This window comes from Variovorax sp. P4_B10, from assembly GCF_056402375.1.
The window spans coordinates 1-19712 of the sequence record NZ_JBFUHN010000023.1 but is presented as its reverse complement, the minus strand read 5'-3'; the positions used below and the strand labels follow the sequence as shown (position 1 = coordinate 19712).

At 63.8% G+C, this 19712-nt stretch carries 18 protein-coding genes; 6 read left to right on the top strand and 12 right to left on the bottom strand.

Annotated features, from left to right (window positions below; translation table 11 throughout):
• Nucleotides 1–2: 2 nt before the first annotated feature.
• Nucleotides 3–1373 (top strand): HEAT repeat domain-containing protein, encoded by a 1371-nt coding sequence (locus AC1DXX_RS13065; RefSeq protein ID WP_478134633.1) that lies wholly within the window; start codon nt 3–5, stop codon nt 1371–1373.
• 17 nt (nt 1374–1390) lie between these two features.
• On the opposite strand, the gene AC1DXX_RS13060 is transcribed toward AC1DXX_RS13065, so the two are convergent.
• On the bottom strand, nt 1391–2044 hold the full coding sequence (locus tag AC1DXX_RS13060; RefSeq protein ID WP_478134632.1) for a hydrolase: 654 nt from the start codon (nt 2042–2044) through the stop codon (nt 1391–1393).
• 166 nt (nt 2045–2210) lie between these two features.
• Here AC1DXX_RS13060 and AC1DXX_RS13055 point away from each other — a divergent pair, with 166 nt between their 5' ends.
• Entirely contained in the window at nt 2211–3122 is a 912-nt protein-coding gene (locus AC1DXX_RS13055; RefSeq protein WP_478134631.1) for a LysR family transcriptional regulator, read from the top strand.
• Between the two features lie 21 nt (nt 3123–3143).
• Here AC1DXX_RS13055 and AC1DXX_RS13050 read toward each other — a convergent pair whose 3' ends face one another.
• Nucleotides 3144–3773, bottom strand: a complete 630-nt coding sequence (locus AC1DXX_RS13050; RefSeq protein ID WP_478134630.1) for a DsbA family protein — start codon at nt 3771–3773, stop codon at nt 3144–3146.
• A gap of 76 nt (nt 3774–3849) precedes the next feature.
• Between AC1DXX_RS13050 and AC1DXX_RS13045 the strand changes: the two genes are divergently transcribed.
• On the top strand, nt 3850–5028 hold the full coding sequence (locus AC1DXX_RS13045) for an MFS transporter (RefSeq protein WP_478134629.1): 1179 nt from the start codon (nt 3850–3852) through the stop codon (nt 5026–5028).
• A 3-nt stretch (nt 5029–5031) separates the two neighbouring features.
• Here the strand turns inward: AC1DXX_RS13045 and AC1DXX_RS13040 are convergent, their stop codons facing one another.
• The 4 genes from AC1DXX_RS13040 to AC1DXX_RS13025 form a co-directional block, all read right to left on the bottom strand.
• Nucleotides 5032–5820 carry a class I SAM-dependent methyltransferase gene (locus AC1DXX_RS13040; RefSeq protein WP_478134628.1) on the bottom strand — a complete coding sequence of 263 codons (789 nt, stop codon included), beginning with the start codon at nt 5818–5820 and terminating at the stop codon, nt 5032–5034.
• A gap of 75 nt (nt 5821–5895) precedes the next feature.
• On the bottom strand, nt 5896–6879 hold the full coding sequence (locus AC1DXX_RS13035; protein WP_478134627.1) for a hypothetical protein: 984 nt from the start codon (nt 6877–6879) through the stop codon (nt 5896–5898).
• Entirely contained in the window at nt 6876–8477 is a 1602-nt protein-coding gene (locus AC1DXX_RS13030; RefSeq protein WP_478134626.1) for a glycosyltransferase family protein, read from the bottom strand. The genes AC1DXX_RS13035 and AC1DXX_RS13030 overlap by 4 nt, the downstream gene beginning before the upstream one ends.
• A complete protein-coding gene (locus tag AC1DXX_RS13025) occupies nt 8474–9907 on the bottom strand; it encodes an FkbM family methyltransferase (protein WP_478134625.1) in 1434 nt (477 codons plus the stop codon). The genes AC1DXX_RS13030 and AC1DXX_RS13025 overlap by 4 nt, the downstream gene beginning before the upstream one ends.
• A gap of 743 nt (nt 9908–10650) precedes the next feature.
• On the opposite strand from AC1DXX_RS13025, the gene AC1DXX_RS13020 reads away from it, so the two are divergent.
• Together AC1DXX_RS13020 and AC1DXX_RS13015 are read left to right on the top strand one after the other, a co-directional pair.
• Nucleotides 10651–11106 carry a hypothetical protein gene (locus AC1DXX_RS13020; RefSeq protein WP_478134624.1) on the top strand — a complete coding sequence of 152 codons (456 nt, stop codon included), beginning with the start codon at nt 10651–10653 and terminating at the stop codon, nt 11104–11106.
• Nucleotides 11107–11184: 78 nt separating this feature from the next.
• Nucleotides 11185–12135 carry a LysR family transcriptional regulator gene (locus tag AC1DXX_RS13015; RefSeq protein ID WP_478134623.1) on the top strand — a complete coding sequence of 317 codons (951 nt, stop codon included), beginning with the start codon at nt 11185–11187 and terminating at the stop codon, nt 12133–12135.
• On the opposite strand, the gene AC1DXX_RS13010 is transcribed toward AC1DXX_RS13015, so the two are convergent.
• Nucleotides 12098–14230 carry an alpha/beta hydrolase domain-containing protein gene (locus AC1DXX_RS13010; RefSeq protein WP_478134622.1) on the bottom strand — a complete coding sequence of 711 codons (2133 nt, stop codon included), beginning with the start codon at nt 14228–14230 and terminating at the stop codon, nt 12098–12100. The genes AC1DXX_RS13015 and AC1DXX_RS13010 overlap by 38 nt on opposite strands.
• 277 nt (nt 14231–14507) lie before the next feature.
• A complete protein-coding gene (locus tag AC1DXX_RS13005) occupies nt 14508–15161 on the bottom strand; it encodes a hydrolase (RefSeq protein WP_478134621.1) in 654 nt (217 codons plus the stop codon).
• A gap of 123 nt (nt 15162–15284) precedes the next feature.
• Here AC1DXX_RS13005 and AC1DXX_RS13000 point away from each other — a divergent pair, with 123 nt between their 5' ends.
• The gene (locus tag AC1DXX_RS13000; protein WP_478134620.1) at nt 15285–16181 is read left to right on the top strand and encodes a LysR family transcriptional regulator; all 897 of its coding nucleotides are present in this window, start codon (nt 15285–15287) and stop codon (nt 16179–16181) included.
• Nucleotides 16182–16295: 114 nt separating this feature from the next.
• Here AC1DXX_RS13000 and AC1DXX_RS12995 read toward each other — a convergent pair whose 3' ends face one another.
• The 4 genes from AC1DXX_RS12995 to AC1DXX_RS12980 all read right to left on the bottom strand — a co-directional run.
• Nucleotides 16296–16586 (bottom strand): putative quinol monooxygenase, encoded by a 291-nt coding sequence (locus tag AC1DXX_RS12995; protein ID WP_478134619.1) that lies wholly within the window; start codon nt 16584–16586, stop codon nt 16296–16298.
• A gap of 127 nt (nt 16587–16713) precedes the next feature.
• Entirely contained in the window at nt 16714–17658 is a 945-nt protein-coding gene (locus AC1DXX_RS12990; protein WP_478134618.1) for an AraC family transcriptional regulator, read from the bottom strand.
• A gap of 89 nt (nt 17659–17747) precedes the next feature.
• Complete coding sequence (locus AC1DXX_RS12985) at nt 17748–18077, bottom strand: hypothetical protein (protein ID WP_478134617.1); 330 nt, start codon at nt 18075–18077, stop codon at nt 17748–17750.
• Between the two features lie 472 nt (nt 18078–18549).
• Nucleotides 18550–19712 (bottom strand): DNA adenine methylase (locus AC1DXX_RS12980; protein WP_478134616.1); only part of this gene is annotated, 1163 nt, incomplete at its 5' end.

Here is a 19712-nt window from a genome sequence, read left to right as displayed (position 1 = left end):
GCATGAGTCACTGGAAAGCGCTGGAACCGCTGATCGTCGAGGACGCCGTGCGCGCACTGCGCGAGTTGCTGGCCGAGCACCCGCACGAACAGTTCTACGCCGCTGCGTTCCAGAACCTGTACCGCGAGCTCGACGGGCCGGTCTACCTCCCGGGGCTCTCCGCCAACAGCGTGGATGCGCGCGAAGACGGGCCTTCCGGCGATTTCTGGGAGGCCGACTGGAACCCGCCCGACTGGCGCTGGGCCGATATCGACTTTCAAAGCCCCGCCCTCACCGCCGCGGCCGGCGCCGCGTCGAATGCAATGCAGCAAGGCACCCGCGCAGCCTGGCTCGCCGCCGAGCGGGAGTGCATCGACATGCTCGTCGCCGCCTCGCAGAAGATCCGCGAAGCGCTCGGCGTTTCCTCCCAGCTCACGCCCGATTTCGTGGTGTTCCTGCACGACGAAGAAGGCGGCGGCGCACTGGCGCGGCGTTGCATCGGCGACCTGGCCTTCTTTGAGCTTTTCCCCGTGGAAGCAAAGAACGATCGCGAGCGCCAGCGCGTCGCGGCCCTGCCGTTGGCCGAACGCGTGGACTGGCTGGTGGGCCGCCTGAATCGCTTCGACGGCGCCATCAGCTCCGAGGAAGCCGCCCGACAGCTGTGCGCCATCGGCGCGCCGGCCGTGCCCGCCCTTCTGGTTCGCATGGGCAATGGCAAGAGCAAGCACGGCTGGGACAGCGCCCAGCTGCTCGGCCGTATCGGTGTGGCCACACCCGAAGTGCTGGCCGCGCTGCAAAAGCAGATGGCCACGTCCCGCGACCAGCCCGCGCGCGAATGGGCCGCGCGGGCGCTGGCCTACCTGGGCCAGAGCGACTGGCTGCTGGAACAACTGTCGCGCGCCGACAACCCCATGCCCGCGCTGCTGATGGTCGAAGGCCTGTGCGCGCCTTACTCGTCTTTCCGCGACCCGACCCCGCTGCCGCTCGACTACCGCCCGCTCGAAGCCCTGCTCGGGGGCCCTGCCAGCACGGTCGACGCCGTGCTCGACATCCTGAAACCCGGCAGCAGCTACTGCACGCTGCGCCCCGGCGAAATCGACGAGGCCTTGCGCGGGCTCGGTTCACCGCACGCGTTTGTGCGGCGGCACGCCGCCAGTCTTTTCAATGACCGAGGGCTGGGCGCGGCCGTCGGCGAGCGCGCCCTGCCCGTGCTGGCCGAGCGCATTGCACACGACGACGACGCGGTTGTGCGCTGGGAATCCATCGAGAGCCTGGGCGCATGGAAGCGCGCGGGCCAGCCGTGGCGCGCCGTCGTGGAACGCGCCGCGCGCGAAGACCCCCACCAACGGGTGCGCGATGCTGCGCAGTCCCTGCTGGACGACGCAGCAGCCTAGCTGGACGCGCGCCCGGCTCAGCCTTCGTGCGCGCCGAACATCGTCTTGGCGTAGGTCACGCCCAGGCCGTAGGCACCGCCCACCTTCTTCGCGATGCCGGTGGTCAGCTCGTAGGTGTCGCCGCGGGCCCAGTCGCGCTGCAGTTCGAGCAGGTACTGCAGCGAGGTCATCGGCTGCGCGCCGGCCTGCACCATGCGCTCCATCGCGCGGTTGTGCGCCTCGGCCGACACGTCGCCGCAGGCGTCGGCAATCACGTACACCTCGAAGCCCTGGTCGAGCGCCGACAGCGCCGGCCCGACGATGCACACGCTGGTCCACAGGCCCGCCAGCACGATGCGCGGCTTGCCGATCTGGTTCACGCGCTCGATCACCGCCGCGTCTTCCCAGGTGTTCATCGAGGTGCGGTCGAGCATCTTCTGGCCCGGGAAGGCGTCGGTGATCTCGCTGAACATCGGGCCCGAGAAGCTTTTTTCGGCCACCGTCGTGAGGATGGTCGAGACCTTGAAGCCGGCCGCGGCCTGCGCCACCAGCGCGGCGTTGTTGCGCAGGTTCACCGCGTCGATCGAGTGCGTGGCGAAGGCCATCTGCGACTGGAAGTCGATCATCACCAGCGTGTGGTCGGTGGGGGTGAGCAGCTTGGCGCCGGCGGTGGGGGTGGCTTGGATGGACATGTGAAGCTCCTTGGGGTTGAGTGGATATTCGATTGAATTCACAATTGCTTCCGGAGGTAATCTCCTTGGCATGGACTGAATCATCGGGTCCATCCCGCCGGTCATCGGCGAAACTTTTTACAACCAATGATCGAAGTTTTCGATCATTCCTTTTCGAGGAACGCGTGTGCTCAAGCTCAGCCTGGAAGCCATCGAGGTCGTCGACGCCATTGCGCGCCACGGCTCCTTCGCCGCCGCCGCCACGCGCCTGAACAAGGTGCCCTCCACCATCTCGTACGCGGTGGGCAAGCTCGAGGAACAGCTGGGCATGCTGCTGTTCGAGCGCAACGGCCCGCGCGTGACCCTCACCGCCGCCGGCGAGGAAATGCTCAAGGAGGGCCGCTGGCTGCTCAGCGCCGCAAGTGACCTCGAATCGCGCATGCGGCAGATCGCCACCGGCTACGAGTCGGAGCTGCGGCTGGTGCACGACTCGCTCATTCCCACGCCGGCGCTCATCGACGACATCCGCGCCTTCGAAGACCTGCGCTGCGGCACGCGGCTGCGCGTCGGCTGCGAGGCGCTCACCGGCAGCTGGGAGGCGCTGCGCGAGGGCCGCGCCGACATCGTCATCGCCGCAGGCGAAGGCCCGGCCGGCGGCGGCTACCAGGCCGTGACCGTGGGCAGCCTCGACTTCGCCTTCTGCGTCGCGCCCACCCACCCGCTCACGCGCCTGGGCCGTCCGCTCCAGCGCGGCGACCTGCTGGAGTGCAACGCCATCGTGGTGGGCGACTCGGCCCGCAACCTGTCGGACCGCACCGTCGGCCTGCTCGCCGGCCAGCCGCGCATCACCGTGCCGTCGATGGCTGCGAAGGTCGCCTGCCAGATGGCCGGCCTGGGCCACGGCTTTCTGCCCCGCGCCTGCATCGTGAACGAGCTGAAACGCGGCACGCTGGTGGAACTGCCGACCGAGGAACCGCGCGCGCCCGAGGCCTTCTGGCTCGCGTGGAAGACCGGCGCACAGGGCCAGGCGCTGCGCTGGTGGCGCGAGCGGATGAACCGCACGCTGGTGCCCGCGCTGCTGCCGCGCTCGTTCCTGTGAAGAAAAGAGCCGGCCGGCCGCTCAGCGGCTTGCGCGCAGCTTGTCCAGCGCCCGGTCCAGGAACGCCAGCCGGTCCTGCCCCCAGAAGCGCTCGCCATTCAATATGAACGTCGGCGCGCCGAACACGCCCGCCTCCACCGCCTCCGCGCTGTTGGCGCGGTACACCGCCAGCGTCTCGGCCGCTTGCTCCAGCGCCTGCAGCGAGGCGCCGTCGTAGCCGTTCTCGTCCGCGACGGCGATGCGCACCGCGGCCTCGGAGGTGTCGCGCTCCTCGGCCCACAGCGCGCGCAGCAGCGCATGCGAGAGCGGCTGCGCGTCGAGCCCTTTCAGCTGCGCGGCGATGACCATCCAGCCGGGGTACTTGTTCCAGTTCGGGTCGCTGGCCGCGCCCTTGGGGTAGTGCGCGGGCTCCAGGTTCAGCGGGATGCCCAGGTAGTCGCGCCAGCGCGCCAGTTCCAGCGCGTGGTACGTGCGGCGCGGCTCGGGCCGCGTCTTCAGCGGGATGCCGCCGGTCTGCGGCACCACGGCCTGGAAGTCGTAGGGCTTGAGCGTGAGCCGCACATGGTGGCGGCGCACGATGTCCTGCAGTTGCGGGCCGCCGAGGTAGGCCCAGGGGGAAGAGAGGCTGTAGTAGCAGTCGAGCGCGATCATGTTTCGATTATCTTCAGCACATGCCCGCAGCCGCCGCGCCCCTCACCCTTCTGCCCTTGGGGTTGGCGTCGGCACGATGAAGTTCCCGGCCTTTCTCCTCTCGCTGCTCGTCTCCAGGCTCGCCGACCAGATCCTCCTGTTCCTGGTGCCGCTGGTGGTGTTCCAGGTGACGCAGGACGTGGCGTGGTCGGGCTATGCCTTCGCGGCGGAGACCTTTCCGCGCTTCCTGTCGTTCCCCCTCTGCGGTGCGCTGTGCGACCGCGTGTCGCCGCTCAAGCTGCTGCGCGGCAGCCAGGTCTTTCGCGCGCTGGTCTGCCTGCTCGGCGTGCTGGGCAGCGAGGCACTCGGCGGCATCGGGTGGCTCGTGGGCCTCTCGGCCGTGTGCGGCGTGCTCACCACGCAGGGCATGATGGCCCGCGAGGTGCTGCTGCCGCAGATGGCCGGCGGCCACGGCTTCGACAAGGTGCTGGCCTATGCCCAGACCGCCGACCAGGCCGGCATGGTGCTCGGCCCGCTGCTGGCGGCGGGGCTCATCGCCCTGTGGCCCTGGCAGGCGGCGGTGGGCGCAGCCGCGGCGCTGTTTCTGCTGGCCGACGCGGCCATCGCGTACTGGCGGCGCGGCAACCCGTTGAGGCTGCACGAACCCGAGCCGGCGCCGGAACGGCAACACCTGCTCCAGTCCATCGCAACGGCATTCGGCCATGTGCTGCACCTGCCGGGCCTGCTGCGGCTCACCGTGCTGACGACGGGCGTCAACCTGATGCTCGGCACCACGCTCGCCTCGTCCGCCGCGATGGTCACCGGGCTGCACCAGCGATCGGCCACCTACTACGCGGGGCTGCAGACGCTCGGGGCCGTTGCCACCATCGCGATCCTGCTGGCCATCATCCGCGGCTCGTTCGCGCTGAAGCGCATGGGCGTGGCCTCTTACACGCTGGTCTTTGCGGGCGGCCTGCTCACGGCCGCGAGCACCAGCCACTGGGGCTATGCGCTCGGCTTTCTGCTGGTGATCGGGTTCGACAAGATGCTCAGCATCTACATCCGCATCCACCGGCAGCGGATCATTCCGGCGAAGGACTACGGCAAGACCACCGGCGTGATCGTGCTGCTGAACAACCTGACGCAGCCGGTGGCGGGGTTGCTGGTGGGCTCACTGACGGGAACGGCGCAGGCCACGGTTCTGATCCTCTCGGTGTGCCTGCTGATGGGAGCGGTCGGGCTGTTCGCCTCTACGGCAAGGTCGCCAGCAACCTGAACATCACAGGTTGCTGCGGTACAGCAGTACGACCTGATTCGTCATCAGCACTTCGCGTGTGAATATTTCGAGCAACGTCGCTGGTGGTTCACCGGCGTCCGTGCTCTCACTCGTGTATTCGCGCAACAACGTCATCCCCGTCCGATCAAGTCGGCGCTTCAATTCGGGCGCGGTGAGTTTGTTGAGCGTGCTGAAACACGCCCAAAGAGCATCGCGCTCCTCGGCGCTGGTGCATGCCTCGGTGAGTCGCTTGCGATAGAGATCATCCTGCATGGTCAGATGCGCCCATGGCTGCGGGACACGATGCGCCAAATGCGATCCATCTGCTGCATAGAAGAGCGGGGCAATCTGCGTAAACAGCAGCCCTCCCGGCTTGAGTCGCGACTGCAGTTGGGCAATGACTTCATCAAGAATCGTTTGCTCGATGTGCTCGAACACCGACCAGCTATAGATGAGGTCAAACTTCTTGCCGGACATGAAGTTCTCGGCTGGCGTGATTTGCTTGGCATGCAGATTGTCTGGGAGCGGAGAACCCAGGTTCTGCATTGACCGATCAAGGCACCGATGGACGTCCGGCATGATGTCCACCGCGCTGACCGACTTGGCATTGAGTCGGCACGCAAAACCGAGCGCCGTGATTGCCTCACCACAGCCGAAGTCCAAAATATCAGCGCAAGAGAAGTCGAGGTACTGTTCCGTCCATGACTGAATGATGTCCACCAGATTCGTGTAGCGGACATTGAACTCCACATCGAAGTTTTCTTGCTGCGGAGGGGGGATCATTTCAGTCATGTGTACTATCGGGAGCAGCCCGAATCCGCTGTCTGACAACGATTTTTCATTCGACACGAGCGCATCGCAGAAAACTCAAACTGCGAAAGGATTGGCCAGATGCTTCTGTCGCAATCGCAGTTGTCGATAGGCTGCGCGCTCTTCTTTCAGGATTGGCCTCCCGTCGGAGTAAGTCCCGAAATGCCACCACCCCGACGGGACCCCCTTCGCAGCATTGGCCTTCAGGCGGGTCCTGTACCAATTCATAAGTTCGAATACCTCCGAGCGGCCGCCAGCGTACCGCTCAAGCATTGCTTCACCGACGTGGGTTACCTTGGTGAAATGAAAGAACTTCAGAGGATCACCACCCGCGGTGATCTTGCCATCGGCTGCAATTCGTATGGGACGTTGACTGAGATTCCAACTCGCAACGTTGTAGCCACGATGCCGCAGTACCGTGATTTCGGGAAAGAACACCGGCGCGTGATTGCACCATTTTTGATCGGTGAACAAGCCGCTCTCAACGTCGTCGAAGCAGAACTCCAACAGACGGTCGCGCCACCACCGCGCGAAGGCCATGCCCGGTCCGGTATTACTCACTGCAACGAACCCTAGGTTGTAGATACCGTACTTGAGCGATCCGATCTCGTTGTCGACAATGGCTCCGCGGTCCGTGTCGGGATCAATTTGATGGGGTGTAAGTACTGCGCTGTGCCGATCCAGCAGCGCCAGCACCTCGTCCAGTGCACCGAACAGGGCAATGTCGGGATCGAGGTAGATGACCTTGTCAATGCCCTGCTCCAGCATGTGGCACAGCATGGCACCCTTCACAGCCGTACAGAGTTCAACGACGTCGTGCTCAAAGGCCCATGCCAACGGCTCCTTGACGCCCAGTCCTTCCAGTTTCACAACGCGATCGATGTCTTCGGCACCCATGTCGAACACGAAGTTCGCCGGCTCCTCGTCGACAAGGCAAAGCCAGTTCTCCCATTCGGGATGAAATTTGCGGACGGTTTCGAAGAGCACGCGCGCTCGATCAAGATAACTGTAGGAAGCGCTCGTGAAACAGGCAATCCTCATGAGTGGACTCCTTCGAAATCGGTCGGATGCAACAACTCTGCACTGCCTTGGGACGGCAGCAAATAGCCATACCGGCGAGGCGATCGCTCGACGTCAGTCAAGACATCTCCGGTGCGAAAGTAGCGGTGCAATTCGTCTTCGTCGTCAACGTTGCGGGAAGCCTGCGGTGCATGCGCATGGACAGCCGCATTCACATGCCCCTGGTCACGCCGGGCCACCACGAACGCACCACCTGCGATTGCCTCGTGCACTGTGAAGCAAAAGGTCTCGGGCCAAATGCTCCAGGAGATCACGACGTCGATACCTTCTCTTGCGATGGCGCGCACCATGGCATCACGTGCTGTCGCGTCGACCTTGACCGACACATGGTGGATGAATGAAGGCATCGCTCCAGGAGTTCCGAACTGGAAAAACTCATACCGGTCATCGGCGTGAAAAGTCGCGGCCAAGCGTTGATAGGTGTCCCACCCCTTGTGAAAAGCCTGGGCGCCCAGATAGGCGACGCGTAGACGAGAACCGGAGTTGTCGGCACGAAGTCGATCCGACTGCAGCAGCTTGGCAGGTTGCAGAACATGCGCATCCGGCACTTCGATCGAGCTCGAGCGACACCACAGTTCCAGAGCGGCCCGCGAGGGTGCCACCAGCGTGGGGCAGATCGAGTTCAGGAACTTCTGGATACGAGCCTGATGAGCGGGCCGTGCGCTTCCGTAGGCGCAGATCCCGCACGCACTCGAGCTAGCCGTCGGCGCTCCGCAATAGGTGGTGTCATTTCGCAGAAGGGTGTAGCTCGGGCACACGGCGAAGTAGTCGTGCATCCAAAAAAGAGGCGGGCGCGAGCTGTTTGTCTCGATCAGCTTTTCAAGCAACTCGGGTGAATGCCCCATGAGGTGGTGAACCACCCACATTCCCCTAACACCGCTATTTGCAAGACGCCTCAACGCCTGCTGAAGCGTCGCGCCATCCGCGCGGCCGAGCGCTTTTTCGTCCAAGCGCAGCGCAAAAATGAAATCTTCGCCGGTCGCAACATCGGCAAGCCATCGCATCGGGCGTGCCGGACACAGATGCAAATAACCAATCTCTCTGCTACGGAATTCATGGCACTCGTCACCGATGATGTTCTGGATGCCGCCAAGGCTGAGAGCACAGTCATCGTGGCTGACGGAAATAATGAACTCTCCATTCCCCGTACTCGATTCGAGCACAGCAACAATGGTGTCGACATCCAGTTCACGCGGCGCGCCCAGAGTGGGTTGAATGCTCTCAGCTTCAGAACGCGCATCGACGACGGACCAGGCGTTCAGTAGCTGGCGGCGCACGCCGGCCATATCCGGCACCGGCTTGCGACCTTCGTTCCGCCCATTTCCAATGTAATGAACGAATGGGTTGATGCCCGCTGCCGCAACATCCTGGTTCTGGCGCAGGTAATAACGCGTATCGAACGCGGCACTCGGATCTCGGCCTTCTCGCCAGCCCGCCGCGCAGTAGTGCCAAACGGGGTCGATCTTTGCTGCGGCAATATCCGGGTATCGCGACAGGTAGTAGCCCCGATCGAAGAGCGGAGCAATGACTTCGAGCTCGTATGAACGGGGCTCGGTCATGGCTGCACCTCCATCGTCTTGTGACGCAACATGCGTCTGACAATGCGCCTGAGGAACGGGATGCGACCAAGAGTTCGGGAAAGTCGCAAAGCTATCCGCCACGTCAGACTTCTCTGAATGCTGTTCAGAGTCTCCGCAAGCACGGTGACCTGCCCCGCAAGCGCTGCGATCCGTTCGTCGCGTTGGGAGGTCTGCAGTTTGTGCAGTTCGCGAGRTTCGTCGATCTGGCCAACGAGCTCGGCGAGCTGAGCTTGATGCAGTTCGCGCATGCGCATTTCGTTGCCATCGGGGGAGACAACTGCGGGTTTTTTTACCCGCTCCAAGTCAAGGTTTCGACTGGAGAGTTCGGCCAACTTGCTTTCAAGTTGGGCGATCTTGGCATCCTTGAACGCTCCCAGGCGGCCGTGCCTGTCCGGCTCCACGCCCACCTTCGTGGCAGCGCTCTCTTGCGGGACGCCTTCGATCATCGATTCGGCTTCGGTCAGGAAGTCCTCTCGCCTCTTGCCCAACAGGAGATGCGTTGCAATCGCAGCGATCTCATTGCGATCGAGCACATCCCATTCTCTTGGAGCCCACCGCGGCGTCAGCCACAGCGCCTCTTTCAGATCTTCCACTGTATGAATGCTCTTCACCAGGCATCCGGCACGGTTCTGCTTGGGAGTCAGTGGCGTGGGGTCTGCACCCAGCAAAAGACCTGCTTCGTAGGCAAACGGGAATATCTTTCGCGAGGCGCCTCGATAGTTGTCCGGGTTATGCGATGGCCATGCGAAGTAGGTGACCGGTCGCCCCACATCGAGCAGCATTTTGGCGAGGGAAAGAGAGCTTCGACTTTCGTTGCATTCGAGCCAAAGCAGAACGGATTTGTCTTGCCGAAGCAAGGGGTGATCGGCGAGCAGTTGCTCCTCCATCCCTTCGACATCGAGCTTGACGAGGTCAAGCGGCCTGAAACGCTCCACGAGCGTCTTGAAACCGATCGTCGTATCGGGCAACGGGACGCGGACCCTGCCGCTCGCTTGCTCCCCGAAGGATGCGGATCCCGCATTGTCCGGATCGGCCCACCCCGTCTCGACGAGCGGCGCATTCGAATTGACGACCAGCGCATTCAGAACTTCGTGCTCGCAACGCAAATTCCGCGCTGCGTTCGCAGCCAGATGCGGTGCGATGGCCGGGTTGCCTTCGACCATTGCAACGAATGCTGCATTCGCGGTTTGCGCCAGGCCCAACGCAAACGTTCCCACGTAGGCGCCGATGTCCAATATCCTTGCCTTTGGTGGAAGCAATGGGGCGAGATACTCCACTTCGAGAGAAGCCCACTCTCCATAGTGCTCGAGAAAATCGGTGATCAGATCGCTCGTTCCAACCGGGGCACTGAGGTTTCCGTAGCGCGTATGGAGCAATCGTGGGGACGGCGATTCAGTTATCTCGGTCATAGATGATTTGCATGATCAACGCGAGCTGTCAGTCCATGCGTGGACTGGCTGAACTCGAGAAAATCGGGGCCCAAAAGAACAGAAGGCACTCGGTTTTTTTGTGAAATGGGGACGATCAAGGACCTGTCCACCGAACATCCTCCCGAACCACCATCGCCGAGCAGCAAGTGCCATAGCGATAACTCGCCACGGTGATCTGCAAAGCCATGTTCGTTGGCTGTCCGGAAGGTCAGTCCAAGTATGTGTGTGCCATTCGTTGACGAGCAGAAGTGCCTCGTTAAATTATTGGCAATTCGACTGAATCAATTGCAAACTATTGCGAACTGGCCTGCTGCACTTTGATCAAGCGGTGGCACTTTCGAAAAGTCGAAAGAAAACAAAAGTAAAAAATTAGATCCAACTAACGCTCAGCCACAATTTCGTCGTGAACTGCCTCGGATTTAATGAAAGATCCAATCTTTGAATCAACCAAGACATCGAATAATTCAGATCACGCTGACATTTGCAGGTGATTTTGGGGACTTGGACCTCACCTAAATCGTGCGGCTGGTCGGATGGATCGGCGACGCTAACGCGATGTTTGCGAAATATGCGAACGCGGGTGTCGAAGCAGGCGCTGCCACCAAGCCACCCGGGAGAACATCGGAAGACGCTGTGCAGCTCGCAAGCGCGACACCACCATCCCCCGGCTCAACTTCGCCTTCAAGTCGTTCAGGGTGTACCCGAGCGCGTATCAGAACGACGTGGCCGACGCGATCGACAGCGGCGCCATCAAGCTCGGCGGCATGGTGAAAGCTGGCGCCGGCGCCAGCTACTACATGGGCTTCGACACGCTCGATCTCAGGCCTGGGTTCTCGATCTCGAACTCGGACGACCAGGCCTATCTGGTGCACGAATGCACGCACGCCCACCTGGACATCCAGAACACCGGAACCCATTCGAGCCACGAGGACGAGGCCACGGCCTATATCGCCGAAGCCATGTACCTCGAAGCCCTGGGAAAGCCACCGCTCGGCCCGCAAACCATCCGCACCATCGCGCAGGGCATCGCCAAGGGCCTGCTCGCGGGTGGCTACTCCGTGGCGGGCGCCGACGTGACGGCGCTGACCGCGGAGGTGGCGGCGAACCCGGCCTACAAGGAACCCACCTACGACAGCAACGGGTTTCGCCGCAATATCTTCAAGAACTGGATACGGTGACGCGCCTTCGGGGGAAGCTGCAGCACAACGAGAAGCCGGCATTGCCAAGCCTGGCGGCGGTGGTCAAATCCACTCGCCATGATCAACCTGAATCGTTTCGATCTCATCTCCCTGCGCCTTTTCGTCGCGGTCGTCGATGCAGGAAGCCTGACTGCGGGCGCGGACCGATTCGGCGTTTCGCTCCCGGCGGCGAGCAAGCGCATCACCGATCTCGAACGGCATTGCGGCATCGCCCTGCTTCAGCGCGGGCAGCGCGGCGTGACCGCCACGCCGGAGGGACAGACCCTGCACCGGCACGCGATCGAGGTGATCGCGCGCCTGGAACAGCTCGTGCAGGCCGTCGACGATCTCCAGTCGGGCGCCACCGGCCACCTGCGGTTGTGCGCCAACCCTTCCGCTTTCGGCGGCTTCCTGCCGGGCGTGCTGGCCGCGTACGCCCGCCGCTACCCGCATGTCGTGATCGACATGGAAGACGCCTTGAGCGAGGACGGCATCCGCGCCGTGCTGAAAGGCACGGCGGAGCTTGCCGTCATTGGCGACAACGTGCCGCACGAAGGCCTGGAGACCATCGTCTGCAATGTCGACCAGCTCGTGCTGCTCGTGCCGGCAGGCCACGCGCTGGACGGTCAGCAGAACGCCTCCATCGCGGACGTGTTCGACCACGACCTGGTCACGCTGGCGCGAAGCGCATCGCTCACCCGCAAGGTGATGGCCGCGGCCGACGCGGTGAAGCGCACGCCCCGCATCCGGGTGCAGGTGCGCAGCTTCGACTCGATGTGCCGCATGGTCGCATTCGGGCTCGGCCTGGCGATCTTGCCGCGCGCGGCGGCCGCTCTCTATGCGCAGGCCCTCGGCCTCGTGCAGGTGGGCCTCGAAGGCATCGAGATGGAACGCGTGCTGCTGCTGGCCATGCGCAGCCGCTCGGAGCTGTCCACGCCGGCCGCCGCGCTCGTGGACATGATCGAAAGCACGGCGCCGTTCGGCAGCCTCGTCAGCGCAGCACCGCGCTCTCCGACGCCTGCCGAATGAGGCGTTCGCGATCGGCAGCCAGAAGAAAGCCCGCGGCAGATGCCTTCTCGGCGGCGGCGCGCACCGCCGCCACGTAGCCCTCGTGGCTGCCGTAGCGCTCCTCCAGCGACAGGCGCGGGTCGCCACCGGCGATCCGCTCGGCGCGCGTGCGCGCGAACGGCACATAGCCGCCCACGTAGTTGCACACCCGCCCCTGGTGGAAACCTGAAGCAGTGATGTTGAAGCCCAGGTAGGTGCCCAGCGGCGCCATCACGAGCACGGTGGGCACGCCCTCGATCTCGTTGCCGTCGGCATCGACCTTCGGCACCTTCATCGGGATCACCTTCCTGATCGGCGGCGGCACGTTGGTGGGCACGCCGGAAGCTTCCGCGTGATTGAATTGCGGGCCCCAGTCGTAGTCGAACACCGGAAACGCAAAGTTCTCCGGCCGGAAGATCGCGTCCGGGATGCCCGGCACCGCGCTCGGAAAGCCCATTGCCTCCTTGTTCGCGTCGACCAGCGTCTTGCCCGCGAGCGTGGGCCACCGGCTGGGCGGCGGCGGCGTGCCCTTCAGCACCCAGTCGCGCATGGCCAGGCGCAGCACGTTGGTGATCTCCGTGTGCGGCACCGGGTTCGCCGCCAACGTGCCGCGGCCAAAGTTGTTGCCGGGACAAGTGGGGCCGGTGGGGGGCGCCGGCATGTGCGTGAAGCCGCCCGCGCCGCCGCCGTGGTTGGTGCTCGGCACGTAGTAGCGGCGAACGTTGCGCGTCAACGGAATGTCCGCGTCGCCGGCCGTGCCGATCCACTCGGGCGTCAGCTTCAGCGCGTACACCTCGGCCGACCCGAAATGCTCGATCACCTTCGGGCAGGTGTCGTTCGTGTTGCAGCGCGAGAAGATGCTGCCCGTGGGCTGCTTGCGCACCGGGTCTGCCCAGTCGGCCCACCACTGCGGGCCTTCGCTGCCCTGCTGGTAGAGCTCCAGCACACCGTCCGGCTGGGCCCAGCGCGAGTTGGCGGCCACCCGGCGGCCCGCGATGATCGGCCAGGCCCCGTCGTAGACCTTGCGGTTGCGCTCGTCCTGGTTCAGGCCCATGAAGATGAACTGCCGCACCATGTTTCCGGACTGCGACACACCCCGCACCGCCGAGCCCTTGACGAAGCCGGCCACCGGATTGCGCGTGCCGAAGTCGTCGGCCGTCTCGTAGCGAAAGAAAGTGCCGACGTCGCGGAATGCCGCCATGCCCACGCCCAGGATGTAGGCGTTGTGTGCCGGGTACACCACCTGGTACAGCAGGTTGGGATCGAAGCCGTTGCGCAGGCAGATGTGCACTGGCAGATTGGCGGGCGCATTGGCGGGGTTGTTGTCGATCGGCGTACCGGGAAACGGGTTGCCGGCGTCGCATTTCGCGAACGCCCAGTCGCCCGCGGCAATGCCTGGCCCCTCGGTGACGACGCCATCGACGGTCTCCCGGGTGTGCGTCTTCAGCGTCGCCTTGGCCGTGTCCAGCGTTGCCGGAAGGTAGGGCACGGGGTTCGCCTGCACCATCAGCGGCTGGGAGCCTGCGCCGCCCTGATTGACGATCCGCGCGAACACCTTGCCTGTGACGGCCAGCCCGTCGACCTTGGCGATGGGCACCGCCACCCAGTGATTGGTGCCCGCGGCGCGGTTGGCGGGAATGCCCGTGTTGCCGGCGTTGTCCGCCTGCCAGCCGCTGCGCAGGCCGATGTCGCCCAGCTCGCGCTCGTCGACGACGAGGGTGCCGGCGCCGCCGCGGTTGGGCACGTCATGCCAGAGGAAGCCGCTCGCGCGGTTCATCTCGACCGGCTTCACCAGGTTGAACGTGGTTTCGTAGCGCACCTTGCCATCGGCGTCCGCGCCCAGCTTGATGTCGGTGACGACGCTGTTGTGCGGATCGTTCGGGTCGAGCTCGCCGAAGGCGCGGCCGCGGATCTGCTCGTACGGGATCGCCTGCCCCGTGAGGGGCGCGACGTCGTCGATCACGATGCGCGTGACGCGGGCCTCGGCCGGCGCGGCGGCAACGATGGCCGCCGTGGCGGCCGCCGCCACGAGGCAGTGCAGGCGCGACGGGCGCCCGATCGTGCTTCTGGGGTGCATGCTGTCTCCTGTTTTTCTTGTGCCGGTCCGACCGCGTCGGTGCCTTGCATCCTCACGATTCGGAGGCATGCCGGCAATTCGCGTCTTGTTTAGCCGGTCTTAACCGATGGTTAAGGACCGGCGCGGCGTAGGAACAACTGGAGAATGGCCAGGGCGTCAGAGCCGTGCAATACGTTCTTTCGAAGGCACGATCCGCGGGCCGCGTGACCGCGAATGTCCCGGTCTTTGCGGTGATGCATAGCCCAACCGAGCTCGACAATGCGCATCCCCGCTCAGATCATCCTGCGTTGCCAGGCACAGGCGTATTGAGCAACTGCTGCTCCCACAGATAGGCGATGCCGCTGCCGCCGGCGTGCTGCTTGAGAACTTCCGTCAGCTCTGCGACGTGCTCGGTCCTGGCCCAGTCGCGTTGCCACTCCGAGGCCACCGCCAACCAGGTCATCATGTTCGCGCCCGCGCGGATCATGCGCTGGATCGCGACCTCGTGGGCCTCGACCGAAGTGCCGCCCGAGGCATCCGTGACCACCGTCACATCCCAGCCTTCGCCCAGCGCGTGGATCGTCGGCATCGCGACGCAGACCTCGGTCCACAGGCCGGCGATGATCAGTTGCTTGCGGCCCGTTGCCTTGACCGCATCGACGACCTTCCGATCCTCCCAGGTGTTGATGAAGGTCCGGTCGATCACCTCCTGGCCGGGGAACACGTCAGTGATGTGCGGAAAGAGCAGACCGCCTCGCGCCGCGATCACGCTGGTCAGGATGGTGGGGACGCCGAAGGCCTTGGCGCACTTGGCCAGGGCGGTCGTGTTGTTCACCACGGCCTGCGGGTCGTGGCTGTTCAGATTGGAGAGCTGGTAGGGCTGGTGGTCGATAAGAACGAGTACCGAGTCTTCGGGACGAAGAAGCGAAGCCAAGCCGTTGCGAAAAGTCATTGGTGAATCCTTTGTTGCCGTTGAGAACGGGACGCTGTCCCGAAGCAGGATTGTGTTGTTCCTCTTTTTGATGCGGTAGTACCATTTCGCAGCGAGCTGTGTCGCGAAATGGGGAACACCAAATTGGACATCGAAGAGCTGCGGACATTCGTGGAAGTTGCCGATGCCGGCGGGGTTTCGTCTGCTGCGCTGCGGCTCGGCGTGTCCAAGTCGATCGTCAGTCGTCGCCTCTTCCGGCTTGAAGAGGAACTGGGTGTCCAGCTGCTTGCGCGATCCACCCGCGGGGCTGCTCTCACTGAAGCCGGGGCCACGTTCCGGGACTATGCAGCCAGGGTCTGCGCCGAGATCGACGTGGCCAGGGAAGCGATCCTGCCCGCCGGCGACCTTCGCGGGCGCTTGCGTGTTGCTGCGCCGTTTTCCCTGGGCCCGACTCACTTCGCTCCCATCCTCGCGGAAATGGCACGACGCCACCCTCGGCTTCACATCCAGACCTGCTACAGCGATCGCTTCGTCGATCTCATCGCGGAGGGTTACGACTGTGCGATACGGGTTGGCTATCTTCCGGACTCCAACTTGATTGCAAGACGCATCGGCCCGGTCCATGGGAAGCTCGTCGCGAGTCCGGACTATGTCAAGGCGCATGGGTCGCCCGAGACACCGGAGGAACTCGTCGCCCATCAGGCCCTCATGCAGGGAACCGAGGCCTGGCAACTCACGGATGGCGACAAGATCATCACGGTTCGTCCGCAGGGGCGCTTCAAGGCCGACAACGGCACTGCTTTGGTCGCCGCTGCTACAGCAGGACTCGGGATCGCTTACTTGCCCGATTGGCTCACCCATGAACATGTGGCCTCCGGGGCACTCGTGCCGGTCATGACACGTCATCCACCACCCCCGGCAGGTGCCTATGTCGTCCGACCGCCAGGTCAGCATCCCGCACGGAAGATACGGGTCCTCACCGAACTCCTGATCGAGTATTGCGACCGGTCTCCGCACCCTGCCGGAGTTGCACCTGTCTGAGTGGTGCATCGACTGTGATGGTTAGCGAGCGCCAGGGTGAAGCTGATGACACCCCTCTGGTCGAGTTCGGAGGCGGCCGGCTCACCGCAGCAACTCGCGCCCCAGCGCACCGCATCAGAGTTCGTTGCAATAGCAACTGACAGGCGGACCAGCCAGTTCAGCCGCCATCGTGTCCCATGCGCCGGACGACACAACGCCCGCAATATGCGCCTGGTGATGGCCTTGCGATTCCCACGACTCGACCAGCGTGAACACGCAGGCGTTGTCGCTGCGCCCGAACAGCTGCACGCCCCGGCAGCCATCCGCCGATGGCAGCGACTGCTTGACCTGGTTCATGAGTTCGGCGAACGCGGAGGCGCGCTCGGGCTTGGCTTCGAAAGTGATGATGACGTTGATGGGGTCCATGGAAATTTCTTTGTCGTTGGCTTGAAGGAAAAGGGAGACGGCAGGTTAGCCAGCGCCTTCCCCCGCGCCAAGGCGCGAAGCTGCGGAGAAATTGACCATGGCTGCGAAGGACGCAGCCGCCCCCGCATCACCCCACCTGCACGCGCCGCACATACTCCGCAGGCGTCGCCTCGAACCGCCTGCGAAACGCGCGGTTGAAATGCGCCGCGCTCTCGAACCCCACCCTTGCGGCCGCATCGCCGGGGCGCAGCCCGGCGCCCAGCATCAGCACGCGCGCCTCTTCCAGGCGCAGGTCGCGAATGCAGCGCATTGGCGTGACGCCGGCCACCTCGCGAAAACTGTGCGCGAAGTGCGAAGGGCTCATGTGCACGTGGCTGGCGATCTCGGCCACCGACAGCGGCCGGCCCAGATGGCGGCGCATGAAGGCGATGGCCGTCTGTATGCGTGCGCCGGCCTTGGTGACGGCGCCCGCGCTGCGGATGGCGGCCGCGGCCTCGGAGCGCAGCAGCCGCAGCACGATCTCCTCGACGGCCAGCGGCGCGAGCGTGCGGCGGTCCACCGGGTCGTCGGCCGCCAGCAGCAGGCGGGCGAAGGCCTCGACCACCTCCGGCCCCACCGGGGCCGTGAAGTTCTCGGTCACGCGGGCGGGCTCGGCCAGCAGCGTGCCGCTTTCCGCCAGCGCGACGACAGACTTGACCAGCACGTCGGGCGGCAGGTCGAGATGAATGGCGAGGTACGGCGCTCCGGCGCTCGCCTCGACGACCGTGCCGAGGCACGCGACCTCGGCCCCGAGCACCAGGCACTGCGTGGCGCCGTAGTCGAGCGAGCGACGGTCGCCACCGAGGTGCGCGGTCTTGCGGCCCTGCAAGACCACCACCACGCCCGGCGTGAGGCGCTGGGTTTTCTCGTAACGGATCGGGTGCGAGAAGCGGTAGCAGCGCAGGCCCGGGTACAGCGCGTCGGTGCGGCCGTCTGCGGGGGTTCGGGCCGCGACCATGTCGCGCAGACGGGCCCAGGCGGCGGGAATCACGGCTTCGTCGGGCTTGTTGTCGGCAACGGGCGGAGCTGGCATCGGCTTTGTTGGGGAGAAAGGAAAGCGAACGGGATGCGCAGGGTAGCCGGTCGGCGCGTGCCCGCTGGCGGGGCGCGCTGTTGTTGGCGCTATGGGGCGCTGAGGGTGTTGTTGTGTTGCAGCGCTTCGTGCACTGCGCCGGTGGCGGCGTTGACGGCGTCGATGCGGACCAGCAGTGCGTCGTTGAGCAGGCCCAGCAACGCGCTCAGTTCGGTGCGGCTGGGGGTGAGCACTTCGCTGTCGTTCAGGGCGCTGGGGTCGATGAGCTTTTCGAGCGCGGTATAGGCGCGCATTACGTCGTTGAGGTTGTCGGCGTCGTCGCAGGCCTGGAGGGTGAGTGCGTCGAGGTCGCAGGATGCCGGGTCAAGGCAGACGGATTGAGGGGGAGATTGCGCGAGCGCGCGAGCAGATGCAGCCATGTACGGCCTCCGAGAAGGTTCTGATTTGCCACAACTGACGCACCCGCTTCCAAACGGGGGCGGCAGCTCGAACGGGTTGGAAGACCGGGAACCTTCTTGCGAAAGCCGGCAGGGCTTGCGCCCTCCCGCTCGAGCCGCCAAAAATGGGCGCGCGAACAAAAAAAGCCGCAGACCATGTGCGGTAACTGCGGCTTTCGTCGCAGAAGGTTCTGACGGGCTTCCAAACCCGATCACGCTTTCTTGCGCGACAGGGGCAGTATATCTACGAGAGCACATCGCCGACGCATGATGTTGGTCGTAGCGATGGGGCTCGCGATATTCACTGGGGCACCTCGCAAGGCAACGTGGCGCCGTGCGGCTTCGCCAGCGAATGCTCACCGACCGAACAACTCGAGATCGCCTACAACCCTAAATCGCAAACACGTGGACTTACGTCGACCCATTGCCCACGCCGGACCACTTACAAACGTCACTATCTAGGAGCAAGGTGCAGAACTAGCTCAGTTGTGGCCTGACGCGCATGTCGGCTAATTGAGTTGCCGCCCATAGTGCTAAATAAAGACGCTATCTTCTTCGTCTTAACGTGAAAGTATTGTGCGGAGATCGCTTCTACCAAGTCACCGGACAACCCATTCGAAGCCTCGTTCGAAGGAAAGGTGATGATTGCGTCTGCCCCAGACGCAGCAACCCCAAGCATTAGGTCATCGAATGCTTGTGCTGACTGAGTCAGCCGAGAGAACTTCGACTGCGGACGCAACCCAATGTCCGGGTACCTACCGACGCCCGAGACCTCTGAAGCGCCCCCTTCGGCCACAGCCTCCAACACGTGATAGAAGCGGCTGTATTGGACCTCTGAGTACGGAGGATCAATGAAGGCAAGATCGCCCTCCTCAAGCTCGTTAGTCAGTTCTAACGCATCGGATTTCACCGCACGACCCGCCACGTTCGCGTGGCTGCATGCAATTCGAGAAAGTGCTGACAGTGCGGATGACGACACATCTCGGGACCACGCGTTTGCCAAATGAGGCAATGCGGAATCACTGACGCCAAAAGGCTGCGCGGTGTGCCCCGGAGCTGCAGCACATGTACTCRCGGCGTCGATTAATGCGGCAAGCGCTGCACCTTGCTGCTGCACGGGGAGCGTTGCGCGAAGGGCATCAAGCGAGGTAGCTTGATGCGGGCTGTAGTAGTGCCCTCCATAAGCTCTAGTTAAGGAAAATTCAATCGGAAGTTGAACGCACAGTCGCCGCGCCTCCAGAACCGCCGACCGCCACTCCTCCAAGCTGCCACTAGAAGGCTTTAACAAGAGCGCAGGGTCAATCGCGTGGCGACGATCATCTAGCCAAAGTTGTGCAGATTGAACCCACCGTTGCCCGATCTCGGCAGCTGAGAAAACCGCCGTTTGTTCAACTTGGCATGCAGCAAGGGCAACGGCGTATTGCTGGAGATCGCCAGCACATACTGAGGTGTGAAAGCGCTGAGCCACATATCCCGCCACCGATCCCGTCCCACAGAAAAGATCGAAGAATCTTTTTCTCTCCGGGACCAAATCTGTAAGCAGTTCACCTAGCCCATTAAGAAGCATGGATCGCTTGGAACCCATGTACTTCACGATGCAAAGCTCCACTGCACGAC

Excerpts from the sequence above, each read along its gene's own strand:
- AC1DXX_RS13065 (WP_478134633.1), top strand. The coding sequence starts at position 3 with ATGAGTCACTGGAAAGCGCTGGAACCGCTGATCGTCGAGGACGCCGTG.
- AC1DXX_RS13060 (WP_478134632.1), bottom strand. The coding sequence starts at position 2,044 with ATGTCCATCCAAGCCACCCCCACCGCCGGCGCCAAGCTGCTCACCCCC.
- AC1DXX_RS13050 (WP_478134630.1), bottom strand. The coding sequence starts at position 3,773 with ATGATCGCGCTCGACTGCTACTACAGCCTCTCTTCCCCCTGGGCCTAC.
- AC1DXX_RS13045 (WP_478134629.1), top strand. The coding sequence starts at position 3,850 with ATGAAGTTCCCGGCCTTTCTCCTCTCGCTGCTCGTCTCCAGGCTCGCC.
- AC1DXX_RS13040 (WP_478134628.1), bottom strand. The coding sequence starts at position 5,820 with ATGACTGAAATGATCCCCCCTCCGCAGCAAGAAAACTTCGATGTGGAG.
- AC1DXX_RS13035 (WP_478134627.1), bottom strand. The coding sequence starts at position 6,879 with ATGAGGATTGCCTGTTTCACGAGCGCTTCCTACAGTTATCTTGATCGA.
- AC1DXX_RS13030 (WP_478134626.1), bottom strand. The coding sequence starts at position 8,477 with ATGACCGAGCCCCGTTCATACGAGCTCGAAGTCATTGCTCCGCTCTTC.
- AC1DXX_RS13015 (WP_478134623.1), top strand. The coding sequence starts at position 11,185 with ATGATCAACCTGAATCGTTTCGATCTCATCTCCCTGCGCCTTTTCGTC.
- AC1DXX_RS13010 (WP_478134622.1), bottom strand. The coding sequence starts at position 14,230 with ATGCACCCCAGAAGCACGATCGGGCGCCCGTCGCGCCTGCACTGCCTC.
- AC1DXX_RS13005 (WP_478134621.1), bottom strand. The coding sequence starts at position 15,161 with ATGACTTTTCGCAACGGCTTGGCTTCGCTTCTTCGTCCCGAAGACTCG.
- AC1DXX_RS12995 (WP_478134619.1), bottom strand. The coding sequence starts at position 16,586 with ATGGACCCCATCAACGTCATCATCACTTTCGAAGCCAAGCCCGAGCGC.
- AC1DXX_RS12990 (WP_478134618.1), bottom strand. The coding sequence starts at position 17,658 with ATGCCAGCTCCGCCCGTTGCCGACAACAAGCCCGACGAAGCCGTGATT.
- AC1DXX_RS12985 (WP_478134617.1), bottom strand. The coding sequence starts at position 18,077 with ATGGCTGCATCTGCTCGCGCGCTCGCGCAATCTCCCCCTCAATCCGTC.